Here is a 19,188-nt window from a genome sequence, read left to right as displayed (position 1 = left end):
TGATCGCCCCACCCTTCGCTGATCGACCCACCCTCCGCTCTTCGACCCACCACCGCTGATCGACCCACCACCGCTGATCGAGCTTGTCGAGATCACTAACCCGCTGATCGACCCAACCCTTCGCTGATCGAGCTTGTCGAGATCACCCAACCCGAGGACCTTCCATGGAACAACTTGCCGCCCATGCGGATCTGTCGTGGATGCTTGCCGCATTCGTGTTCGTTCTGCTCATGTTTCCCGGGCTCGCCTTCTATTACGGAGGCATGCTCGGGTCGCGCAATGTGCTCAACATGATGACGATGGTGCTGATCACCCTCGGCATCACCAGCGTGCTCTACGTCGTGTACGGGTATGGACTGGTTTCGGGCCCTTCGGTCAACGGATGGGGGCTGATCGGCAATCCAGCCGACTACATCGGGCTCCTGAACTTCCAGACCGATGACGGCTCCGGGGGAACCCAAGTTCTCTATTACGCAGCGTGGTTCATCCTGTTCGCGGCGATCACCGTGGCGATCGTGGCCAGTGGCGCGGCCGGTCGTATGAAGTTCTCGGCGTGGCTGGTCTTTGTTCCCATCTGGTTGACGCTCGTCTACTTCCCGGTCGCCCACTGGGTATTCAGCGCAGACACCGACGACGCCAAGGGCGGCTTCCTGCTGAACAAGATCGGCATCCACGATTTCGCGGGCGGCACCGCGGTGCACATGAATGCGGGTGTCGCAGCTCTTGCGCTCGCATTTGTGCTCGGCGCGCGCCGCAAGCGCATGGAGCGCCCACACAACGTGCCGATGGTTCTTCTCGGTGGCGGCATCCTGTGGTTCGGCTGGTTCGGTTTCAACGGCAGCTGTGCCCTGGGCGCGACCTTCTTGACCCAGTTCGTCATCCTCAACACGCTGCTGGCCGGTAGCGCTGGCATGATCGGCTTCGCCATCATCGAGAAGATTCGTGAAGGCCACGTGACATCGTTGGGCGTCATCACCGGCGCGATCGCCGGCCTCGTCGGCATCACTCCGTCGGCCAATGCGGTCAATTCGATTGGTGCACTCTGCGTGGGACTGCTCGCGGCAGGCGTCGTCGCATTCCTGATGAGCATCAAGTCGCGCTTCAAGGTCGACGACAGCCTCGACGCCTTCATCGTCCACGGCATCGGCGGCATCGTCGGAACGTTCTGCATCGTGCTCTTCGCAGCGTCCGCCGCACCCGCAGGTCTGACGGGCATCCTGTTCGGCGGCGACTTCGGTCTCCTCTGGCGCGAACTCGCGGGCATCGTGATCACCTGCACGTTCTCGTTCGTGATGACCTGGCTCATCGCGAAGGCGATCGACAAGACGATTGGCCTGCGCGTCGACGCCGAGACCGAGACCCTTGGCCTGGACTCCACCATCCACGCCGAGACCGCCTACGAGATCCCCGCAGCAGGCGTCGGACACGCGCCGGGTGGCTTCTCCGGTCTTCACCCCGAGCGGGCTGCCGAGAACCTCGAGCACGAAATACCCACTGCCACAACTACCCAACCGGCGGGAGCCACGACAGCAACGTCATCCTGAGCAATCCTCGACCGTGAGAACGCCCGTGAGTGCGGAACGACCCGCCAACTCACGGGCGTTCCGCGTCCAGACGGGCCCATGCCCGCCGACCAGGCGTCATTCTCAGCCGACTGGGCGCTTCCTCCCGTCCACCGGGCGCAACATCCTGCCGACTGGGCGCTCCCTCCCGCCGAGCGTGCACCGGCCATCCCGATACCACGACCTCACGCGGGCTTAACGTAACCGCAATACCTCAAGTGTCTACTAGGACTAGACAAAGGTTCATACGAGTAGACATACTGGATTCACTCCCACCCGAACTCCCGGAGCAACCATGACTGACACCCAGACCCTCGCCGAGCTGTGCGAGGCCAGCAACACCAAGTTCATCCTCGCCATGTTCGTCGACCTGCGTGGCAAGCCATGCGCCAAGCTCGTCCCGGTCGAGGCCGTCGACGAACTGGCCACCGACGGAGTCGGTTTCGCCGGTTACGCCGTCGGCGCGATCGGACAGGAGCCCAAAGATCCTGACCTGATGGCCATCCCCGACGTCTCGTCGTTCCTCCCGGTCCCGTTCATCAAGGAGGGGCTGGCCATCGTCCACTGCGATCCCTACGTACTGGGAAAGCCGTGGCCGTTCGCTCCTCGCAACATCCTCAAGTCCCTGATCGCGCAGACCGCCGACGCCGGCTTCGAGCCCTGGGTCGGCGCAGAGGTCGAGTACTTCCTGCTCAAGCGCGACGCCAGCGGCTCGCTGATCACCGCAGACGCGGCCGACGACTCCGACCGACCCTGCTACGACGTCCGCGGCCTCACCCGCATGTACGACCACCTCACCACCGTCTCCACGGCGATGAACCAGCTCGGCTGGAGTAACTACGCCAACGACCACGAAGACGGCAACGGCCAGTTCGAGCAGAACTTCGCCTACTCCGATGCGCTGACCACCGCCGACCGTGTGATCACGCTGCGCTACCTGCTCTCCACGTTCGCGGCCGAGCGCGGCATGGTCGCCACCTTCATGCCCAAGCCCTTCGCCGAACGCACCGGTTCCGGTCTGCACCTTCACCTTTCACTCACCTCGGCAGGAAACCCGGTGTTCCCGAACGCAGCCGACGACGATGAGCGCGGCCTCGGCCTCTCACCACAGGCATACGGATTCGTCGGTGGCATCCTCGAGCACGCCCCAGCCCTGCAGGCTGTGATGGCGCCAACGGTCAACTCCTACAAGCGGACTGGTGCCACCGCAACCCGCTCGGGCGCTTCGTGGGCACCGCGAGTTCCCACCTACGGCGGCAATGACCGAACCCACTACGTACGCATCCCCGACGAGCAGCGCGTGGAACTGCGTGGCGGCGACGGCTCGGCCAACCCGTACCTGGCCATCGCGGCCGCACTCGGCGCGGGACTCGACGGCATCAAGCGCAGCCTCGACCCCGGCGCGCTCGGCACCTGCCCCAAGCACATCTCCTCATTGCCGCTCACTCTGCTGCACGCCGTCGAAGCGCTCGAAGCCGACACGGTTGTCACAGCCACGCTCGACGCCGCCATCCCCGACGAGTGGCCAGCCGACTCACAGACCGTCTCGCAGTACTTCTCGCACCTCAAGCGCGAGGAGTTCTTCGCCTGGCACTCCGCCGTCTCGCCCTGGGAGGTCGACCAGTACCTGACGGCCTTCTAGACCACCCGCCGATCGAGTTCCCCACCGCCGATCGAGCCCCACCCCGCTGATCGAGCCGACCACCGCTGATCGAGCTTGTCGAGATCACCCAAACCGCTGATCGAGCCGACCACCGCTGATCGAGCTTGTCGAGATCACCCCAACCAACGAAAGGTCCATGTCATGTGCGGAATCGTCGGGTTGCACCTGCGCAACCCCGATCTCTACCCCCGTCTCGGGGAACTCCTCTCCGGAATGCTGGGCGAAATGCAAGACCGCGGAGCAGATTCCGCGGGCATCGCCGTCTACGGCAACCCGGACTGGGCGCCCGCCGGGCACGGCTGCGTCTGCCTCCTCGACACCGACGTCGAACCTGCAGACGCCGCAGCCCTTCTCACTTCGACGCTCGGCACACCCGTCGCCGCGCAGAAGGTCGACGAGACGCTGGTCGTGTCGGCCGATCTCGACTCCGCAACCCTCCTCGACGCTGCCCGCTCGGCCTTTCCGACGGCGCTCGTCGCGGGATTCGGCTCCGACCTGACCGTGCTCAAAGGTGTTGGCGCGCCCCGCGATCTTGCACAGAAGTGGGAGCTGGCGGCGGCGTCGGGCTGGCAGGGCGTCGGACACACTCGTATGGCGACGGAATCGGCTGTGACCCCGTCGGGTGCACATCCCTTCGCCGTCGGCCCCGAACAGTGCCTGGTGCACAACGGTTCGTTCTCCAACCACGCGACAATCCGTCGCGAATTGCGCTCTCAGGGCGTCGAATTCGACAGCGAGAACGACACCGAGGTCGGCGCACGCTTCGTCGCTCATCAGCTCGCGCAGGGCAAGGACGTCGAAACGGCGCTGAAGGAAGTGTGTGCAACCTTCGACGGCTTCTACACACTCCTCGTCTCCAACCGCGACTCCTTCGCGGTGGTCCGCGACGCGATCGCCTGCAAGCCCGCAGTCATCGCCGAAACACCCGACTGGGTCGCGATGGCAAGCGAGTATCGCGCTCTCGCACACCTTCCCGGAGTCGACGAGGCTCGCATCTGGGAGCCCGAGCCCGAGGTGGTCTACGCATGGACACGCTGACAGCAACCCCATCCATATCCCCGTCCACGGAGAATCCGATGACCGACCTGTACTTCGATCTCGACACCACACCTCTTCGCGAAGTCAATTCGACTCTGCACGGCGACATTTCGGGCGAGGTGACGATCGACAACCCGCACGGCGCCCACAGCGTTGCGGCAGGCGTGAACGCTCCGGTGAAGATCACGGTCAACGGGCACGTCGGCTACTACGCGGCCGGCATGAACCAGCAGGCCGAGATCATCATCAACGGCAACGCCGGAACCGGTGTCGCCGAGAACATGATGAGCGGAACGGTCGTCGTCAAGGGCAACGCGTCCCAGTCGGCCGGCGCGACCGCCCACGGCGGACTGCTGGTCGTCGAGGGCGACGCCGCGGCCCGTTGCGGCATCTCGATGAAGGGTGTCGACATCGTGGTCGGCGGCAACGTCGGCCACAGCAGCGCATTCATGGCGCAGGCAGGCCGCCTGGTCATCCGCGGCGACGCCGGACACGGACTCGGCGACTCGATCTACGAAACCCGTCTGTACGTGCGAGGTTCCGTCGCATCCCTCGGCGCCGACTGCGTGGCCAAGCCGATGCGCAGTGAGCACCTCGAAGAACTCGCCGGACTCCTCAAGGCTGCCGGCTTCAAGGACGACGACCTGTCCGCGTACACCCGCTACGGCTCCGCCCGCGAGCTCTACCACTTCCACGCCGACAACTCGTCTTCCTACTGACGCCCGCTCACCCCGGCTGGTCGAGCTTGTCGAGACCACCGCCCAATGGCTGGTCGAGCCCGACTCTCGCTGGTCGAGCTTGTCGAGACCACCGCCCAACCGCTGGTCGAGCCCGACTCTCGCTGGTCGAGCAACCCCCGCCGGTCGAGCTTGTCGAGACCACCCACCCCACCGGTCGAGCACCCGCCCCGCTGGTCGAGCACCCGCCCCGCTGGTCGAGCCCCACTCTCGCTGGTCGAGCCCGTCGAGACCACTACCCACAACGGAGAATCCCATGTCCAACCTCAACAACGCGCAGCGCGGTCTGCGCGAGTCGGCGACCTTCGATCGCTCAACCATCGCCGAGATCCAACGCGCCGCGGAGACAGGCGTTTACGACATCCGCGGGTGGGGTGCCAAGCGCAAACTGCCGCACTTCGACGACCTCCTGTTCCTCGGCGCCTCCATGTCGCGCTACCCATTGGAGGGTTACCGCGAGCGCTGCGGCACCGACGTCACGCTCGGCACCCGCAACGCGAAGTACCCGCTGCACCTCGACACCCCGGTCACCATCGCGGGCATGAGCTTCGGCGCGTTATCGGCTGGCGCCAAGGAGGCGCTCGGACGAGGAGCGTCGGAGGTCGGGACGTCGACCACCACGGGCGACGGCGGCATGACCCCCGAGGAGCGCGGGCAGTCGAAGAACCTTGTCTACCAATACCTTCCGTCGCGCTACGGGATGAACCCCGACGACCTGCGCAAGGCCGACGCGATCGAGGTCGTCCTCGGCCAGGGAGCCAAGCCGGGCGGCGGCGGAATGCTGTTGGGACAGAAGATCACCGAGCGAGTGGCCGGGATGCGCACCCTCCCTGTCGGTATCGACCAGCGAAGCGCTTCGCGGCACCCGGACTGGACCGGCCCCGACGATCTCGCGATCAAGATCAACGAACTACGCGAGATCACCGACTGGGAGAAGCCGATCTATGTCAAGGTCGGCGCCACCCGCACCTACTATGACGTCAAGCTCGCGGTGCATTCCGGCGCCGACGTCGTGGTGGTCGACGGCATGCAGGGCGGAACAGCCGCGACCCAGGAAGTCTTCATCGAGCACGTCGGCATCCCCACACTCGCCGCGATTCCCCAAGCGGTGCAGGCACTTCAAGAGCTCGGAGTGCACCGGGAGGTCCAGCTCATCGTCTCCGGCGGCATCCGCAACGGAGCCGACGTCGCGAAGGCCATGGCACTCGGAGCCGACGCCGTGGCGATCGGTACCGCAGCGCTCATCGCATTGGGCGACAACGATCCTCGCTACCAGGACGAGTACGCGGCACTGGGATCGGCCGCAGGCTTCTACGACGACTTCCAGGACGGCAGGGACCCGGCCGGTATCACCACCCAGGATCCGGAGCTCTCCGCGCGCTTCGACCCGATCGCCGGTGGCCGACGACTCGCCAACTTCCTGCGCGTGACCACGATGGAGGCGCAGACCATCGCCCGCGCTTGCGGCAAGGCGCACCTGCATCACCTGGAACCCGAAGACCTGGTGGCGATCTCGATCGAGGCCGCAGCCATGGCGCGTGTTCCTCTCGCGGGCACCAACTGGATTCCCGGGACGGGAGCGGGTCTGTGAGTACCGAAACCGCATCCATCGTCATCATCGGCGGTGGCCTCGAGGGCGTCGCGACGGCATGGGCACTGGCGCAGCGCGGCATCACCGATGTTGTTGTGTGCGAGCGAGATACCGTCGGCGGTGGAATGACGGGCAAGTCGTCGGGCATCGTCCGCTGCCACTACGGTGTCAGTTCGCTCGCGGCCATGGCTGCCATCGGCCTCGAGGTGTTCGAAAAGGCCGAGGAGATCTTCGGCACCGACATCGGCTTCCGACAGACCGGCTACGTGGTCGGGGTCGGAGAGCCCAACGTCGAGAACCTACGGAAAAGCCTGGCGGCCCAGCGCGAGGTCGGAGTGCAGACCGAGGAGATGGATGTCTCCGAGGTGGCAAAGCTCTGGCCCGCAGCCGATCTGGAACCGTTCGCCGCGTTCGGCTGGGAAGAACGCGGTGGCTATGGCGACGCGTATCAGACCGCGCAGGCGTTCGCGGCGTCGGCGAGAGCAGCCGGTGTCCGAATCAAACAGGGCACCAGCGTTTCCGGTCTGCTGACCGACGGAGAGCGTGTCACCGGAGTCGAACTCGCCGACCACTCGACCATCTCCGCCGACACCGTCGTGGTCGCGACAGGTGTCTGGACCAAGCCCTTCCTCGACACGTACGGCATCGACGTTCCGATCACGGTGCACCGCGAGCAGATCGTGATGATCCATCCGGGCATGGAACTCGTTGCGGTGCCGGTGTTCTCGGATCTGGTGTCGTTGCAGTACGTCCGACCCGACGTCCGCGGGGAGATCCTGTTCGGAAACTCAGATCTCGCCGAGCTCGAGGTCGCCAACCCCGACGGCTACCTCAATCGCGCCGACGAGGCATTCCTCGACCTCACCGTCGACAAGGTCGGTACCCGATTCCCGGCGTTCACCGACGCGAGCATCACCAGCAGCTACGCGGGCTGCTACGACGTCACACCCGACTGGAACCCGGTGATCTCCACCGGTCCGCTCGATGGACTCGTCATCGCCGCGGGCTTCAGCGGACACGGCTTCAAGATCTCGCCTGCCGTCGGACGTCTCGTCGCCGACCTCGTCGTTGACGGTCGCAGCAACGATCCGCGCATCCCGGAGTCGAACTTCCGGCTCTCCCGCTTCGACGACGGCGACCTGCTCAAGACCAAATTCCCGTACGTCGGTGCGGGCGAGATGCGGTAGCGGATGTGTGCTCTCCACGGCGGAACACCGACGTCCGCCGGACCCCGGCGTCTACCCCGAGTGAAGTCCGTCTACCGATATGCTGGCGAGGTGACCGACGACGCTCTGATCCGTAACCAGTCGGGGACCGCGCGCGAACGTCCGGTCGATCAACCGGTCGAAGAACTCGAACTCGAATCGGCGATAGCGCACAACGTCCGACGTCTCCGCAGGCAGGAGGGGCTGTCGGTCGGCGACATGGCCGCCAAGGTCGGCATCTCCAAGGCCATGCTCTCCAAGATCGAGAACGCGCAGACGTCCTGCAGCCTGAGCACCTTGGCCGCGCTGGCCACCGCGTTCGACGTCTCGGTGACCTCGCTCTTCCGTGGCGCCGACCTCGAACGGTCCGCCGTGTTCGTCAAGGCGGGGGAGGGCTCGCAGATCGTGCGCGAAGGCTCCCGCGAGGGCCACGAGTACGAGATGCTCGGCTCGCTCCGCGGCGAGCACAAGCGCCTCGAATGCCTGCTGGTGACGCTCACCGAGAAGTCGGTGACGCAGCCGCTGTTCCAGCATCCAGGCACCGAGTTCATCTTCATGCTCGACGGAACGATGGACTACGCGCACTCACGTTCGGTCTACCGACTCAGCCCCGGCGATTCGCTACAACTCGACGGCGAGGGCGCCCACGGGCCGGTCGAACTGGTCGAACTCCCGATCCGGTTCCTCTCGGTCATCGCGTTCCCCGACTCGGCCATCTGACCGCCTAAGCCCGCCGGTCGAGCCACCCGCCGGTCGAGCGACCGTCGCTGGTCGAGCCAACTCCCGCTGGTCGAGCTTGTCGAGACCACCCCACCGCCGGTCGAACCGCCCATCCGCTGGTCGAGCTTGTCGAGACCACCCCACCCGCCGGTCGAGCCGAACCCGCTGGTCGAGCGACCGTCGCTGGTCGAGCTTGTCGAGACCACCCCGCCCGCTTGTCGAGACCACCGCAGGTGATTTCGACTCGGCAGCTCGCTCCGCTCGCGGCCGGCTCAATCAGCGGAAAAGGCCCCCGCTGGTCGAGCTTGTCGAGACCACCTCAGCTCGAGTACACCCGGATCCAGTCGAGCGTCATGTACGACGGATTCGGTGTCGTGAGGTCGGGGTCGCCGGGCCAGTCCCCGCCGACCGCGAGCGTCAGCAGGAGGTACGTCGGCTTGTTGAATACCCACTTCTTGTCGGCGCTCAACTGCGACGCCCGGTAGCTGCCGACCGTCCGTCCGTCGAGCGCGACGGTGATCGCATCTCGCGACTTCGTGACCGAGTACGTGTGGAAGTCGGTCGACAGATCGGCGATCGCACCGGAGTTGCCGAGTTTCCATGTCCCGCCCGAGGTCGTCGGCCCGTGCACGTGGTTGGTGTATGACGTTGTCACCGAGGGAGTTTCGATCACATCGATCTCGCCGCTCGCGGGCCACCCCACCGAGTAGATGTCCGTGCCCATCAGCCAGAACGCCGGCAGCAGACCCTTTCCCGCGGGCAGTTTGATCCGGGCCGACGCCGTCCCGTAGGTGAATGCCACCTTGCCGAGAGTGTTGAGGCGTGCCGACGTGATCGACGTGCCGTCGGAGCGGGCGGCGATCACCAGTCGGCCGTTGCCGTCGAGGTAGGAGTTCTGCCGCGAATTGGTGTAGGTCTGCCACTCGTTGTTACCCCAGCCACCGCCACCGGTCTCGAAGTTCCAGTTCGACGTCGACGGCGAACTGCCGGCCGCACCGTTGAACTCGTCAGACCACACCAACGTGGCTCCACGAGCAGGCGCCACATGTGAAAGCCCCAAGGCCGTCAACGAAGCGACAAGTGTGAGTGTCACCGGACCTGTCAGGCGGCGCAGCCGCGATGCGACGCGGCGTCGTAACGAGTGGGGGAGGGTCGGCCGGGGTGGGCGTCTGTGCATCGGGACGTTCTCCTCGTCGGTGCGATCCCCCGGTGATGACAATTCGGACACTATCGAATGATTGCCCCGTCTGCCAGCCGAACAGCCAACCTCGCAGCAATCTGTGATGCCGCGCCTATCAACGGCATTCAGCGTCCGCACCCAATTATCTCTCAGTCCCAGTCATCTCCAGTCACTCAGCGATCTCCCAGTCGACGTCGAGTGCCTCGCAAGTCTCGGTTGGCATTGTCGGTGATGTCAGAGAGAGCGCTCACCGACGAGCGGTCCGCCGAAGTGAAAGAGGTAGTCATGCCCATCCCGAACAACAACCAGCAGCAGCGCCAGAACCCCGCTCCGGCACAGCGTCGTCGCCGGGTGCGTCGCTTCGACTCGCGCACCCGGCGCTGGAACTGGGTGTGGGTCAACTGATCGGCGCTGCCCCACCACTTTCGCGAGACCCCGCCTGACCCAGGCGGGGTCTCGCCGCGTGAAAACCTCTTGCATCGCGTCGTCGATCGGTGCCAAGCTGACACGCTTGCCCACAGAAGGAGGACACCACGCCCGCAACAACATCCACGCTCGACGCGCTCGCCACGGAGCACCCTCATGTCCGACGCGCCGTCACCGTGGTCGCACAGTTGCTCAACGATGCGCTCCCCGAAGCCCCCGCGTCCATCGACACATTCCTGAAGACACATCTGCGCGCTGACCGGAACGAACTCTTCGTCCAGGTCATGTCCATCAACCCGGCCAGTAGAATCGCAGCAGGCCTCGTGCTCGGTGACCTGATCGAAACTGATTCGCCCGCAATCGGTCCGGACGAAGACGACGCACCTCCGCGGTGGGCAGAGCGCAGTATCGGCGACGACGAGTTCTCGGTACCCGCCGACATCTCGCTGGCTTTCACCCCCGACAACCCCTTCGGCAGTGGACCGTTGGTCATTTCGTCGTTGCTCAGCGATAACAACTCGAGAGCCACTATCTCGCTGTACGCGCCGAATGAACTTCGCGACATGGTGTCTTGTGCCGTCGTCGAGCTGCGTCGTCGTATCGATGCGCGTAATCCGTTGCGCGGCCGAGTGTTATCGGTATCGGTGATCTATAACGAGATCTCGCTGGCGGCTGCTCCCGAGCCGTCGACAACCCGCGCCGACATCGCGATCCCTGACAGCGTCTGGCGCGAGGTGGATCTGAGTGTCTCCGCGGTCACTTCTCGTCACGAGATCCTCACCGCGGCAGGAATGTCGACGAGTCGCGGTGTGCTGCTCGCCGGGCGTCCCGGTGTCGGTAAGACGGCGATCGCTCGGACGATCGCCGGTGAACTGCTCGGTGACTTCACCGTGGTCATCGTCGAATCCGCCGCAGTCATGGCCAAGCTCGGGTCCGTCTACGCCATGGCCGATGTCCTCGGGCCGCTCGTCGTGATCCTCGACGACGTCGACCTCTACGTCCGACGACGGGGCGACGGCGACGACTCCGCACTCGGTGCGTTGTTGGCGGCGCTGGACGGAGCGACGGCCCATGACCGCGTTCTCACGATCGCGACGACGAACGATCCGCGCGCCCTCGACGGCGCCGCCACGCGCGCAGCCCGTTTCGACACGGTGATCGAGCTCGACCCGCCCGATGATGCTGCGGCAGCAGCGATTCTGTCGGGTGTGCTCGCGAGAATCGGTGCCCTCGATGTCGACGTCGCACGGGTCGTCGCAGCACTGCCTCGTGATCGCAGTGGTGCTGACGTGAGCGAGATCGTCCGTCGCGCAATCCTCGTCGACGGAGCCGAAATCACGACAGCGACGCTCTTGTCGGTGATCGGTTCGCGCGCGCACGAGGCCGCGCTGCCGACGGGCACGTACCTGTAGCGAGCGCTACTCGGCTATCGCTGGCCGTCGACCGTCAGTTGGCTCTGGCGGGTCGAGTCCTCAACTGTCGGGAGGTGCGTCGACACGCCGCGCAGCGCGAGCACGATGGTTCCCGTCACCGATACATGTGGGGGCAGCTCGGCGTTGAGGGTGCGTCGATGCCCCGAAGCGTCGACCACCGTGATGTCGGCGAGGTGTGCGCCTGCGAGTTCGTTGCCGGGGAATGCGACGTCGGCGATGGCGGTGGTGAGTGGGAGCGCGGCGTCGACGTGGAGCACGGCGCGCTGCGCGGTGAGTTGCGCACTGCTGATCCGAGTGACAAGCGCGGGAAACCACACCGCCTCGGGGCACAGCGCCTGACTGACCGGCTCTCCCGACTCGTCGAGGAAGAACGCGACCTTGCGCCGCAACGACTCCTCCCGCAGTGAGAGGTCATTCACGAGGAAGTCGCACCCCGCGCAGCGAATAGGCAAGCGCCACTTCGTCGAATCGAACGATCTGGCCACGGTGACCCCTTTCAGAGAGGGCAGTATGTCGAACAATGTCACCACTTCGGTCTACGCTCGACGCCTTCCCGACGACAGCATGCGAGGCGCTAAGACTTCAACAACAGCGCTAAGAGTTCGTCAATGAGCTTGGCTCCCGTGCCGGACGACCGTCTGCACAGTCGGCCAGGAGCGCTGCCATGCGAGCATCAGCGAGTACTCTGACCTGCATGTCACGTGCCCCGGTCAAGCGTCGGACATCGTCACGGGCGCGGATCCTCGAGTCGGTGGCCACCATTCTCGAGTCCGGCGTGCGCTACGCGGATGTCCCGGTCGAGCGCATTCTGACAACAGCCAACGTGTCGCGGTCGACCTTCTACCAATGGTTCGACGACAAGGGCGATCTGATCGAGAACGCGGCTGAGCCCTTCTTCACCGCGTTTTGGGAGGTGTCGGACCAGTGGTGGATGCGAACCGAGCCGATGGGCCCTGACGACCTCGCCGACACCATCACACGCATGTTCCAACTCGGGCGAGAGCACGGTCCCGTCTGGCGCGCCTTTCTTGAAACGGTCGATCTCGACGCCAGGCTGAGGACCGAGTTCGGCGGCTTCCTCGAGCTGTATACGGCGAAGATGGCAGAACGTCTGCGCCAGGATCAGGCGGACGGCCTGGCCCCTGCCGACCTCGACCCCGACCAGACCGCACGATTCATCACCGTCACCACGCGGGGCAGCCTCCTCGACCTCACGAACGCCCCGGAGAAATTCGACGCCGAGTTCGCCGCATCACTCGCCCGCGCCTACTGGTTGACGATGTATGGGCCAGACTCTCCGGCTGTTGACGACGCGCAGACTGAAAGCAGTTCGACGTAGGTCGGTTCAGAAATAGCCGTTCGCCGGAAGCGCGGTGCCGTTGACCGCAAGATCGCCCAGTGCGATCGCCTTGTACGACGTCGGGTTGTGCAGTGTGATCGTCCTGATGTTGCGCCAGTGTCGATCCAGATTGCGTGCGCGACTGGCCGACGACGCTCCGCCAACATCGAATAGTGCTGTGGCAGCGGGCAATGCGACGGAGTCGACGTGCACCTTCACGCGCGCGGCGGCGACGGAGGCCCGCTCGAAGAGGGAGGCGTCGATCACGCCCTGCCGCGCGCACTCGAATGCCGCTTCGACGTCGCGCGCTGCGGCGAGAACAGCGGCGCGTGCGACGTGTGCAGTGGCGTCGATCTCGCCGATTGTCTTGAGTAGCACGGGATCGTGACGTGGTTCGTCGGCCGGTGCGTGGTCGAAGGTGCGTGTGCGACCACGCACAAGCTCGATCGCATCGTCGTTCACCGACAACAGGATTCCGGTGATGAGCGCCTGTAGGAAGAGCTGAAGCAGGGGAGCGTCGTTGGCGATTCGCGGAGCATCCGCTGCCGCGAGGTCGACGATCCCGAGGATGTCGTCGGCGTTGACCACCACATCGGTGAACTGCGTCGAACCGGTCCCGGTGCGGTGCTGGCCGATTCCGTCCCAGTCGTCGATCACCGATACACCCGCGCGGTCGACGGGAATGATGAGGCGTGCGAGTCGTTCTCCGCCCTGTGCATCGTCGACCGTCGCTTGGACGGCGATGAAATCGGCGAAAGCCGTTCCGGTCGAATAGAACTTCTCGCCGGAGAGTAGCCAGCCGGTATCGGTGGGGCGGATGGTCGTGGCAAATCTGCGAGCGCCAGCCGTACCGGCTCGCTCGCTTGTGGCGTTGCCGAAGATGGCACCGTCGGCAATCAGGGCACTCCATCGGTCACGGACTGGCCCGTCGGGAAGACGTTTCACCTGTTCGAGAAACCAGTAGTGCGCGCGGAGGATGTGGGCAGCGATCGGGTCGGCCCGCGCGAGATCGATGATGAACTCAACGAGTTCGACGACATCGGCTCCGCCACCTCCGTGTTCGGAGTCGAGTGTGAGAGCGGTGAGTCCTGCGTCACGCAGTAGCTCGATCTGAACACGCGGATCCTGGCCCGCCCGTTCACGTTCGGCCGATCCGGCTGCGATCTCGGCGAGCACCGAAGCACGATCGGCGACGACTCTCGTTGCCGCAGTCATGCCGACACCTCTTCACGGTTCGTGGTGAATGCGCCGCGGTAGCCCGCAGCGGGGTGCGTATCCGGTAGCCGGTCGCGACCGGTCAACTTCGCACGCACGGTGCCCGGTGCGTAATCACGTTGTGCCAGACCACGATCGCACAGAACCGGCAGGACATGCTCCGCGAATTCGACGTAGCTCCCCGGGATGGTCGCATTGATGACGTTCACGCCGCCGACGCCTGCGTCTCGCCACAACTCGAGGCGGTCGGCGATCTGTTCGGGAGTTCCCACGACTCGTCCTGAGCGGCTGCGCAACTCAGCGAGGTCGCGGACCGTCGGCTCCCGATCGGATACCGCCTCGCGCAGCCATAGCAGGGTGCTCTGGGTGCCCTGGGTCTCGATGTCCCCGATGGGCGTATCCAGATCGTAGTGGCCGAGGTCGATGCCGAGTCCGCCGGCGGAGTGCGCGATGATCGTGCTGGGGTCGATGAGGTCGTCGAGCTCGCGTGCCTTCCGCGCGGCTTCCTCTTCGGTGGAGCCGATCACGAACGAAAGCCCTTGGAAGAACGTGAGATCCTGCGGATCACGCCCGGCTCCAGCGACCAGCCGTCGAGTGTCGTCGATAAGTCCCTTCGCCGCAGCGGGATTCGGCGAGACGATGAACTGCGCCTCGGCGTTGCGGGCGGCGAAGCGTCGTCCTGCGGGTGACGAACCTGCTTGAAAGAGAACAGGTGTGCGCTGCGGAGATGGCGCGACGAGATGCGGTCCCTCGACGCGGTACCGCTCGCCGACGTGATGGATCTTGTGCACCTTGTCGAAGTCGGCGTGCAGACCGGATTCCTTGTCCTGGATGAGCGCGTCGTCGTCCCAGGAGCCCTCCCACAGTTTGTAGACGACGTCGACGTACTCCTGCGCCCAGGCGTAACGGTCGTCGTGGCGCGTGATGCCGTCGTAGCCGAAGTTGCGCCACGCGTTGCTCGACAGGCTGGTGACGATGTTCCACGCGACCCGCCCCCGCGAGGCGTGATCGAGTGTCGAGATCTTGCGCGCGAAGTCGAACGGATGCTCCTGCAGGATCGAACTCGTCACGGCGATACCGAGATTCTCGGTGTGCGAGGCCAATGCCGAAGCGAGGACCAGTGGATCGTTGCTCGGAATCTGCAGCCCCGAGTCGACAAACTTCTTCCAGTCACCCTGGTAGTCGTCGTAGAGGCCGACGACGTCTGCGAAGAAGATGAAGTCGAACTTGGCCTGCTCCAACGTCTTCGCGAGCGAGATCCAATGATCGAGGTCGTTGAAGTTCGTCTGCTGCGCCTCCGGTGCGCGCCAGGCTCCGTGCAGGATGTGCGACGTCGTGTTCATCGCGAACGCGGCGAATTTCAGTGGTTGGGGTTGGGCCATGCGCGTGACGTTACGACCGCGCCCGACGTGATGACTACTTGGAATCAGGGTGATGACAAGGGGCGACCAGGGGTGGCTGCAGGAGATCTTCGCTCCTCCGGGTGGCCTCGGCGAGTAGCCGGGGGTCTCCTAGGTAGTGCTGCGCCGATAACTCGCGTATCGGATTGCGGATACGACTCGGCGGCCGACCCGCGAGACTAGGTGTCGGCGGGTGCACGAGGTCCGTCTGGCAGAACTGTCTGGAGGACGCATGTCCGAGAAACCGATTCGACAGCAGCGAACAAGCCGACGCACCCGCCGTGTCGCGTTGATAGCGGTTCTCGTCGCCGTCGCGAGCGCGGCGATCATCGCGCTGGTGGCTCCGGGTTCGATTGTTCCGGGTCCAATCAGAGGGGTGTCCCGCAACTACGCGTGTACGAGGGCGGGAGGCCGCAGCATGGTGGCCGTTCAGTCTGGAACCGCGGATCATCCCAAATACATGTGCCGACCAAAAGTCTCTACGAAGTGGTGAACGACGCGTCGAACGAGTACTGCGCAATGGCGCGGAGCTGTTCGTCGCTCAGGTCGAGCTCGCGCCGCGCCTCGACGAATGCGTCACCGACGTACCCGCCGAAATAGGCCGGATCGTCGGAGTTGATGGTGACGACCAGTCCGGCGTCGAGTAGATCGAGCAGTGGATGATCGGAGAGCTTTTCGACGCCGCGCAGCCGCACATTCGAGAGCGGACACGTGGTGAGCGGGATTCGATCGGTGGCCAGACGCCTGAGCAGTGCGGGGTCTTCGAGGGCGCGGACGCCGTGATCGACGCGCTCGATGCCCAACACGTCGAGGGCCTCCCAGATGTACTGAGCCGGACCCTCCTCTCCTGCGTGCGCCACGACGTGCAGGCCCGCCTCTCGCGCGCGGTCGAAGACAGGCGCGAATTGTCCTGGGGGAAAGCCGACTTCGGCAGAATCGAGCCCGACCCCGATGAGGCTGCCGAAGAACGGCTCCAACGCGTCAAGCGTGTCGAGAGCCTCCGACACCGGCCGGTCGCGTAGGAAGCACGCGATGAGATCGGCATGCACACGTGTCTCCGCCGACGCCGTATCCAGTCCACGACGCAGCCCGCGGACGACGACACCGAGGTCGACGCCGCGCGACGTGTGCGCCTGCGGATCGAAGAAGATCTCCGCATGTGTGACGCCCTGCGACGCCGCCTTGCGCAGGTAGACGGCGGCGAGATCGGCGAAGTCGTCCTCGGTACGCAGCACGGCCATGCAGGCGTAGTAGAGGTCGAGGAAGTGGGAAAGGTCGGCGAAGGCGTGCGCGGCGCGCAGATGGTCGACGGACGCGTAGGGGAGTGCGACGTTGTTGCGGGCTGCCAGCTCGAACACCATCTCCGGTTCGAGGGTGCCCTCGATGTGGATGTGTAGTTCGGCTTTGGGCAGTGTCAGCAGCTCGGCGTCGTCCATGACATCCATCCTGCCGGGCGCGTCACTGTGGGGCGCGCACAGCCTGGAAGATCGCCTTTCGTCGACGGGTGAAACCCACGTTCTCGTAGAGCCGGATCGCCGAGACATTATCGGCCGACGCATGGAGGAACGGCAGGTCACCGCGCTCGCGAATCACGTCCACGACCGCGAGGACCACCGCCCTGGCCAATCCCTCTCCACGGAACGCCGGGTCGGTGCAGACCGCGCTGACCTCACTCCACCCAGGCGGATGCATGCGTTCGCCTGCCATCGCGATCAGCTTGCCGTCGCGTCGGATACCCAGGTAGGTACCGAGATCGATGGTGTGGCGTCGAAACGGTCCCGGACGTGTCCTTTCCACGAGATCGAGCATGTCGTCGACGTCGGAGTCGTCGAGTTCGACCACCCGCGGGTCGGTATACCCCTCGACGGCGTCGCCGATCAGCTGAACGCCGGTTATCCGCATCGAGCTCGTCCAGCCCTCCGGCGGCTCGACAGTCACGGTGGCGAGCGTGATGGAACCGTCAGGACCGACCAGCTCCGCCGCATCCTCCCAGTCGGAGATCGTCGGATCATCCGGCAGGGCGCACCAAGGTGCGACGTCGGCGGGATAGCGCAGCGCGTTGCCGTGTGTCTGTGCGAATCGCGAATGCGGCCCGAGGAGGGCGGAACGGGCGGGGTTGTCGAGGACTGTCTCATCGCGAACCGGGCCGTCGGGGGGAAGAACACTCGCCATTCACTCGACGATATGCGCCCATCGCGTCACGCACCTTTCGGGGTCGCGCGAGTAATCGCCTGCTCGAGCAAGAGGCAGAACTGGCGGTAGAAATCGACTGTGTCCGTGTGCAATTCGATCTCCTCCGACGCGGCGCCACGGATGCGCGATTCCGCGGCCAACACCGTGGCGTTGGCGAGGAGCTCGCGACACACACGGAGATAGTCGGTGAGCCGACCGACCTTCCCGTTCGTCAGATGCAGGACGCGTTCGGGTGTGAGTGCTTCGGAGAAGCCCAAGTCGAACAACGTCTGGAGCCCGACGGGTACGGAGCTCTGTGCGCAGGTGTGAGCACCGGGGCCGCCGGAGTTGAGCGCGTCGATCAACTCGCCCGCCTCATTGTTCAGAAAGCGCCGCCAGGTGCGCAGCGCCGCGTCGAGGTTGTGCGGATGGAACACTGCGGCGTCGACGACTCGCTGCGCATAGACGTGCTGATCGTGGACCACGATGGTGATCCCCGACCACCTCGACGAATATTCGGCGGTCAGAGTGCCGAGAAGTGCGGGATCGAGGAGTCGGTGCGTGAGCGTCGTCGTGAAAACGAGGCTCGGGCCGACATCGGAACCGACAATCGTGCACGGTACGGCGTCGAAGGCGGGCAGTTCGATGCACCTGTTGACGACTGACACCTGCCATCCGAAATGCCTCGCGAGCACGCTCCGGGTGACTTCGAGTAGTTCGTCGACACCCGAGATGACGAATCCGGGTGCGATGCATTCGGGAAGCGCATCCATGGCTCCGGCCATCTCACGCATCTCCGCGGTGTAGTGCTCATCCGTCGGCGGCTCGACGTTTCGGTCGGGCGCCTGCGGAACGACGGTCAGCTGACGTTCGGTGGCGGCCCCGGTCTCGTCGACCTGCCCCGCGTCGGAGTGCGTGCCGAAGGGATCGTTCACCGCGACGAACACGGGGTGAGCAACGTCGAAGATCTCACGCAGCGTCGACACGGCGACGTCGGCGACTGCGCTCGCGTCACGCTGGCCGGATTCGGCGATGTGCTGGCCCTTTCGGGGGAGGAACCGCCATCCGAGCTGTGCCAGGCGACCACGAATGCGTATCCACTCCGCTCGCCCGGCCCACGGCAGCGCAGTGCCGTCGAGCGTGCACCGCACCTTTCCGGAGCCCGTCTTGGTGAAGACGAGCAGCACGCGATATCGCTGGCCGTCTTGGCGGGCGATCTCGAGGAACTCCTTGCGCCCGAGGTCGGGTACGCGTGATGTCACGGTGGCGGCAAACTCGCGCCATGCGTTCTCGATGAGATTGTCGAAGCCGTGGGTGGACATGCGGTTCCCCATCCTGTTGTGCACCCTGGAGCACTCGCCGAGGTGCGAATGTGTGTTCGAGATGCAAGGTAGCCGCAGGGTCTGACACGTCGTGTTTGTCCAGTTCAGGCCTGTTGCTTCGTCTCTTTCACTCCAAGATGAGACGAGCGACTCGGAATTCTCCACCGGCGATCAATGTTGGTAAC

At 65.0% G+C, this 19,188-nt stretch carries 16 protein-coding genes; 9 read left to right on the top strand and 7 right to left on the bottom strand.

All coding sequences use genetic code 11. From position 1 onward, the window contains the following. Positions 1-164: 164 nt before the first annotated feature. From ABW18_RS11645 to ABW18_RS11615, 7 genes are all read left to right on the top strand, one after another. Positions 165-1,544: an ammonium transporter gene (locus ABW18_RS11645; RefSeq protein WP_049699147.1), complete on the top strand. Its 1,380-nt coding sequence runs from the start codon at positions 165-167 to the stop codon at positions 1,542-1,544. A 313-nt stretch (positions 1,545-1,857) separates the two neighbouring features. Next, a complete protein-coding gene (gene glnT, locus ABW18_RS11640) occupies positions 1,858-3,204 on the top strand; it encodes a type III glutamate--ammonia ligase (RefSeq protein ID WP_049699146.1) in 1,347 nt (448 codons plus the stop codon). Between the two features lie 162 nt (positions 3,205-3,366). Further along, on the top strand, positions 3,367-4,263 hold the full coding sequence (locus tag ABW18_RS11635) for a class II glutamine amidotransferase domain-containing protein (protein WP_049699145.1): 897 nt from the start codon (positions 3,367-3,369) through the stop codon (positions 4,261-4,263). Beyond that, positions 4,251-4,982: a GltB/FmdC/FwdC-like GXGXG domain-containing protein gene (locus tag ABW18_RS11630; protein WP_049699144.1), complete on the top strand. Its 732-nt coding sequence runs from the start codon at positions 4,251-4,253 to the stop codon at positions 4,980-4,982. The genes ABW18_RS11635 and ABW18_RS11630 overlap by 13 nt, the downstream gene beginning before the upstream one ends. Before the next feature lie 274 nt (positions 4,983-5,256). Continuing rightward, the gene (locus ABW18_RS11625; protein ID WP_049699143.1) at positions 5,257-6,591 is read left to right on the top strand and encodes an FMN-binding glutamate synthase family protein; all 1,335 of its coding nucleotides are present in this window, start codon (positions 5,257-5,259) and stop codon (positions 6,589-6,591) included. Next, positions 6,588-7,778, top strand: coding sequence for an NAD(P)/FAD-dependent oxidoreductase (locus ABW18_RS11620; protein ID WP_049699142.1), 1,191 nt, complete (start codon positions 6,588-6,590; stop codon positions 7,776-7,778). The genes ABW18_RS11625 and ABW18_RS11620 overlap by 4 nt, the downstream gene beginning before the upstream one ends. 3 nt (positions 7,779-7,781) lie before the next feature. After that, entirely contained in the window at positions 7,782-8,516 is a 735-nt protein-coding gene (locus tag ABW18_RS11615; protein WP_416259128.1) for a helix-turn-helix domain-containing protein, read from the top strand. A 319-nt stretch (positions 8,517-8,835) separates the two neighbouring features. Here the strand turns inward: ABW18_RS11615 and ABW18_RS11610 are convergent, their stop codons facing one another. Then, positions 8,836-9,534 carry a glycoside hydrolase family 16 protein gene (locus ABW18_RS11610; RefSeq protein WP_235434358.1) on the bottom strand — a complete coding sequence of 233 codons (699 nt, stop codon included), beginning with the start codon at positions 9,532-9,534 and terminating at the stop codon, positions 8,836-8,838. A 764-nt stretch (positions 9,535-10,298) separates the two neighbouring features. On the opposite strand from ABW18_RS11610, the gene ABW18_RS11600 reads away from it, so the two are divergent. Beyond that, positions 10,299-11,534 (top strand): AAA family ATPase, encoded by a 1,236-nt coding sequence (locus tag ABW18_RS11600; protein WP_083444381.1) that lies wholly within the window; start codon positions 10,299-10,301, stop codon positions 11,532-11,534. A 14-nt stretch (positions 11,535-11,548) separates the two neighbouring features. Here the strand turns inward: ABW18_RS11600 and ABW18_RS11595 are convergent, their stop codons facing one another. Then, complete coding sequence (locus tag ABW18_RS11595) at positions 11,549-12,085, bottom strand: hypothetical protein (RefSeq protein WP_083444380.1); 537 nt, start codon at positions 12,083-12,085, stop codon at positions 11,549-11,551. Between the two features lie 164 nt (positions 12,086-12,249). On the opposite strand from ABW18_RS11595, the gene ABW18_RS11590 reads away from it, so the two are divergent. Then, positions 12,250-12,894 (top strand): TetR/AcrR family transcriptional regulator, encoded by a 645-nt coding sequence (locus tag ABW18_RS11590; protein WP_049699140.1) that lies wholly within the window; start codon positions 12,250-12,252, stop codon positions 12,892-12,894. A gap of 6 nt (positions 12,895-12,900) precedes the next feature. Here ABW18_RS11590 and ABW18_RS11585 read toward each other — a convergent pair whose 3' ends face one another. The 5 genes from ABW18_RS11585 to ABW18_RS11565 all read right to left on the bottom strand — a co-directional run bounded on the left by ABW18_RS11585 (position 12,901) and on the right by ABW18_RS11565 (position 19,003). After that, positions 12,901-14,109, bottom strand: coding sequence for an acyl-CoA dehydrogenase family protein (locus ABW18_RS11585; RefSeq protein ID WP_049699139.1), 1,209 nt, complete (start codon positions 14,107-14,109; stop codon positions 12,901-12,903). Then, positions 14,106-15,491 carry an LLM class flavin-dependent oxidoreductase gene (locus ABW18_RS11580; RefSeq protein WP_049699138.1) on the bottom strand — a complete coding sequence of 462 codons (1,386 nt, stop codon included), beginning with the start codon at positions 15,489-15,491 and terminating at the stop codon, positions 14,106-14,108. The genes ABW18_RS11585 and ABW18_RS11580 overlap by 4 nt, the downstream gene beginning before the upstream one ends. A 497-nt stretch (positions 15,492-15,988) precedes the next feature. Beyond that, positions 15,989-16,945 carry an adenosine deaminase gene (locus ABW18_RS11575; RefSeq protein WP_197494620.1) on the bottom strand — a complete coding sequence of 319 codons (957 nt, stop codon included), beginning with the start codon at positions 16,943-16,945 and terminating at the stop codon, positions 15,989-15,991. Between the two features lie 22 nt (positions 16,946-16,967). Next, a complete protein-coding gene (locus ABW18_RS11570; protein WP_049699137.1) occupies positions 16,968-17,681 on the bottom strand; it encodes a GNAT family N-acetyltransferase in 714 nt (237 codons plus the stop codon). Positions 17,682-17,707: 26 nt separating this feature from the next. Beyond that, entirely contained in the window at positions 17,708-19,003 is a 1,296-nt protein-coding gene (locus ABW18_RS11565; RefSeq protein WP_049699434.1) for a TY-Chap domain-containing protein, read from the bottom strand. Positions 19,004-19,188: the final 185 nt, after the last annotated feature.

The organism is Gordonia jacobaea, from assembly GCF_001186365.1.
GTDB classification, from domain to species: domain Bacteria; phylum Actinomycetota; class Actinomycetes; order Mycobacteriales; family Mycobacteriaceae; genus Gordonia; species Gordonia jacobaea.
This window is presented reverse-complemented; position numbering and strand designations above follow the sequence as displayed.

What these genes read in the sequence shown, in the direction of transcription:
- ABW18_RS11645 (WP_049699147.1), top strand. Translation starts at nt 165, where the DNA reads ATGGAACAACTTGCCGCCCATGCGGATCTGTCGTGGATGCTTGCCGCA.
- ABW18_RS11580 (WP_049699138.1), bottom strand. Translation starts at nt 15,491, where the DNA reads ATGGCCCAACCCCAACCACTGAAATTCGCCGCGTTCGCGATGAACACG.
- ABW18_RS11625 (WP_049699143.1), top strand. Translation starts at nt 5,257, where the DNA reads ATGTCCAACCTCAACAACGCGCAGCGCGGTCTGCGCGAGTCGGCGACC.
- ABW18_RS11615 (WP_416259128.1), top strand. Translation starts at nt 7,782, where the DNA reads ATGTGTGCTCTCCACGGCGGAACACCGACGTCCGCCGGACCCCGGCGT.
- ABW18_RS11590 (WP_049699140.1), top strand. Translation starts at nt 12,250, where the DNA reads ATGTCACGTGCCCCGGTCAAGCGTCGGACATCGTCACGGGCGCGGATC.
- ABW18_RS11570 (WP_049699137.1), bottom strand. Translation starts at nt 17,681, where the DNA reads ATGGCGAGTGTTCTTCCCCCCGACGGCCCGGTTCGCGATGAGACAGTC.
- ABW18_RS11575 (WP_197494620.1), bottom strand. Translation starts at nt 16,945, where the DNA reads ATGGACGACGCCGAGCTGCTGACACTGCCCAAAGCCGAACTACACATC.
- ABW18_RS11585 (WP_049699139.1), bottom strand. Translation starts at nt 14,109, where the DNA reads ATGACTGCGGCAACGAGAGTCGTCGCCGATCGTGCTTCGGTGCTCGCC.
- ABW18_RS11630 (WP_049699144.1), top strand. Translation starts at nt 4,251, where the DNA reads ATGGACACGCTGACAGCAACCCCATCCATATCCCCGTCCACGGAGAAT.
- ABW18_RS11565 (WP_049699434.1), bottom strand. Translation starts at nt 19,003, where the DNA reads ATGTCCACCCACGGCTTCGACAATCTCATCGAGAACGCATGGCGCGAG.
- ABW18_RS11635 (WP_049699145.1), top strand. Translation starts at nt 3,367, where the DNA reads ATGTGCGGAATCGTCGGGTTGCACCTGCGCAACCCCGATCTCTACCCC.
- glnT (WP_049699146.1), top strand. Translation starts at nt 1,858, where the DNA reads ATGACTGACACCCAGACCCTCGCCGAGCTGTGCGAGGCCAGCAACACC.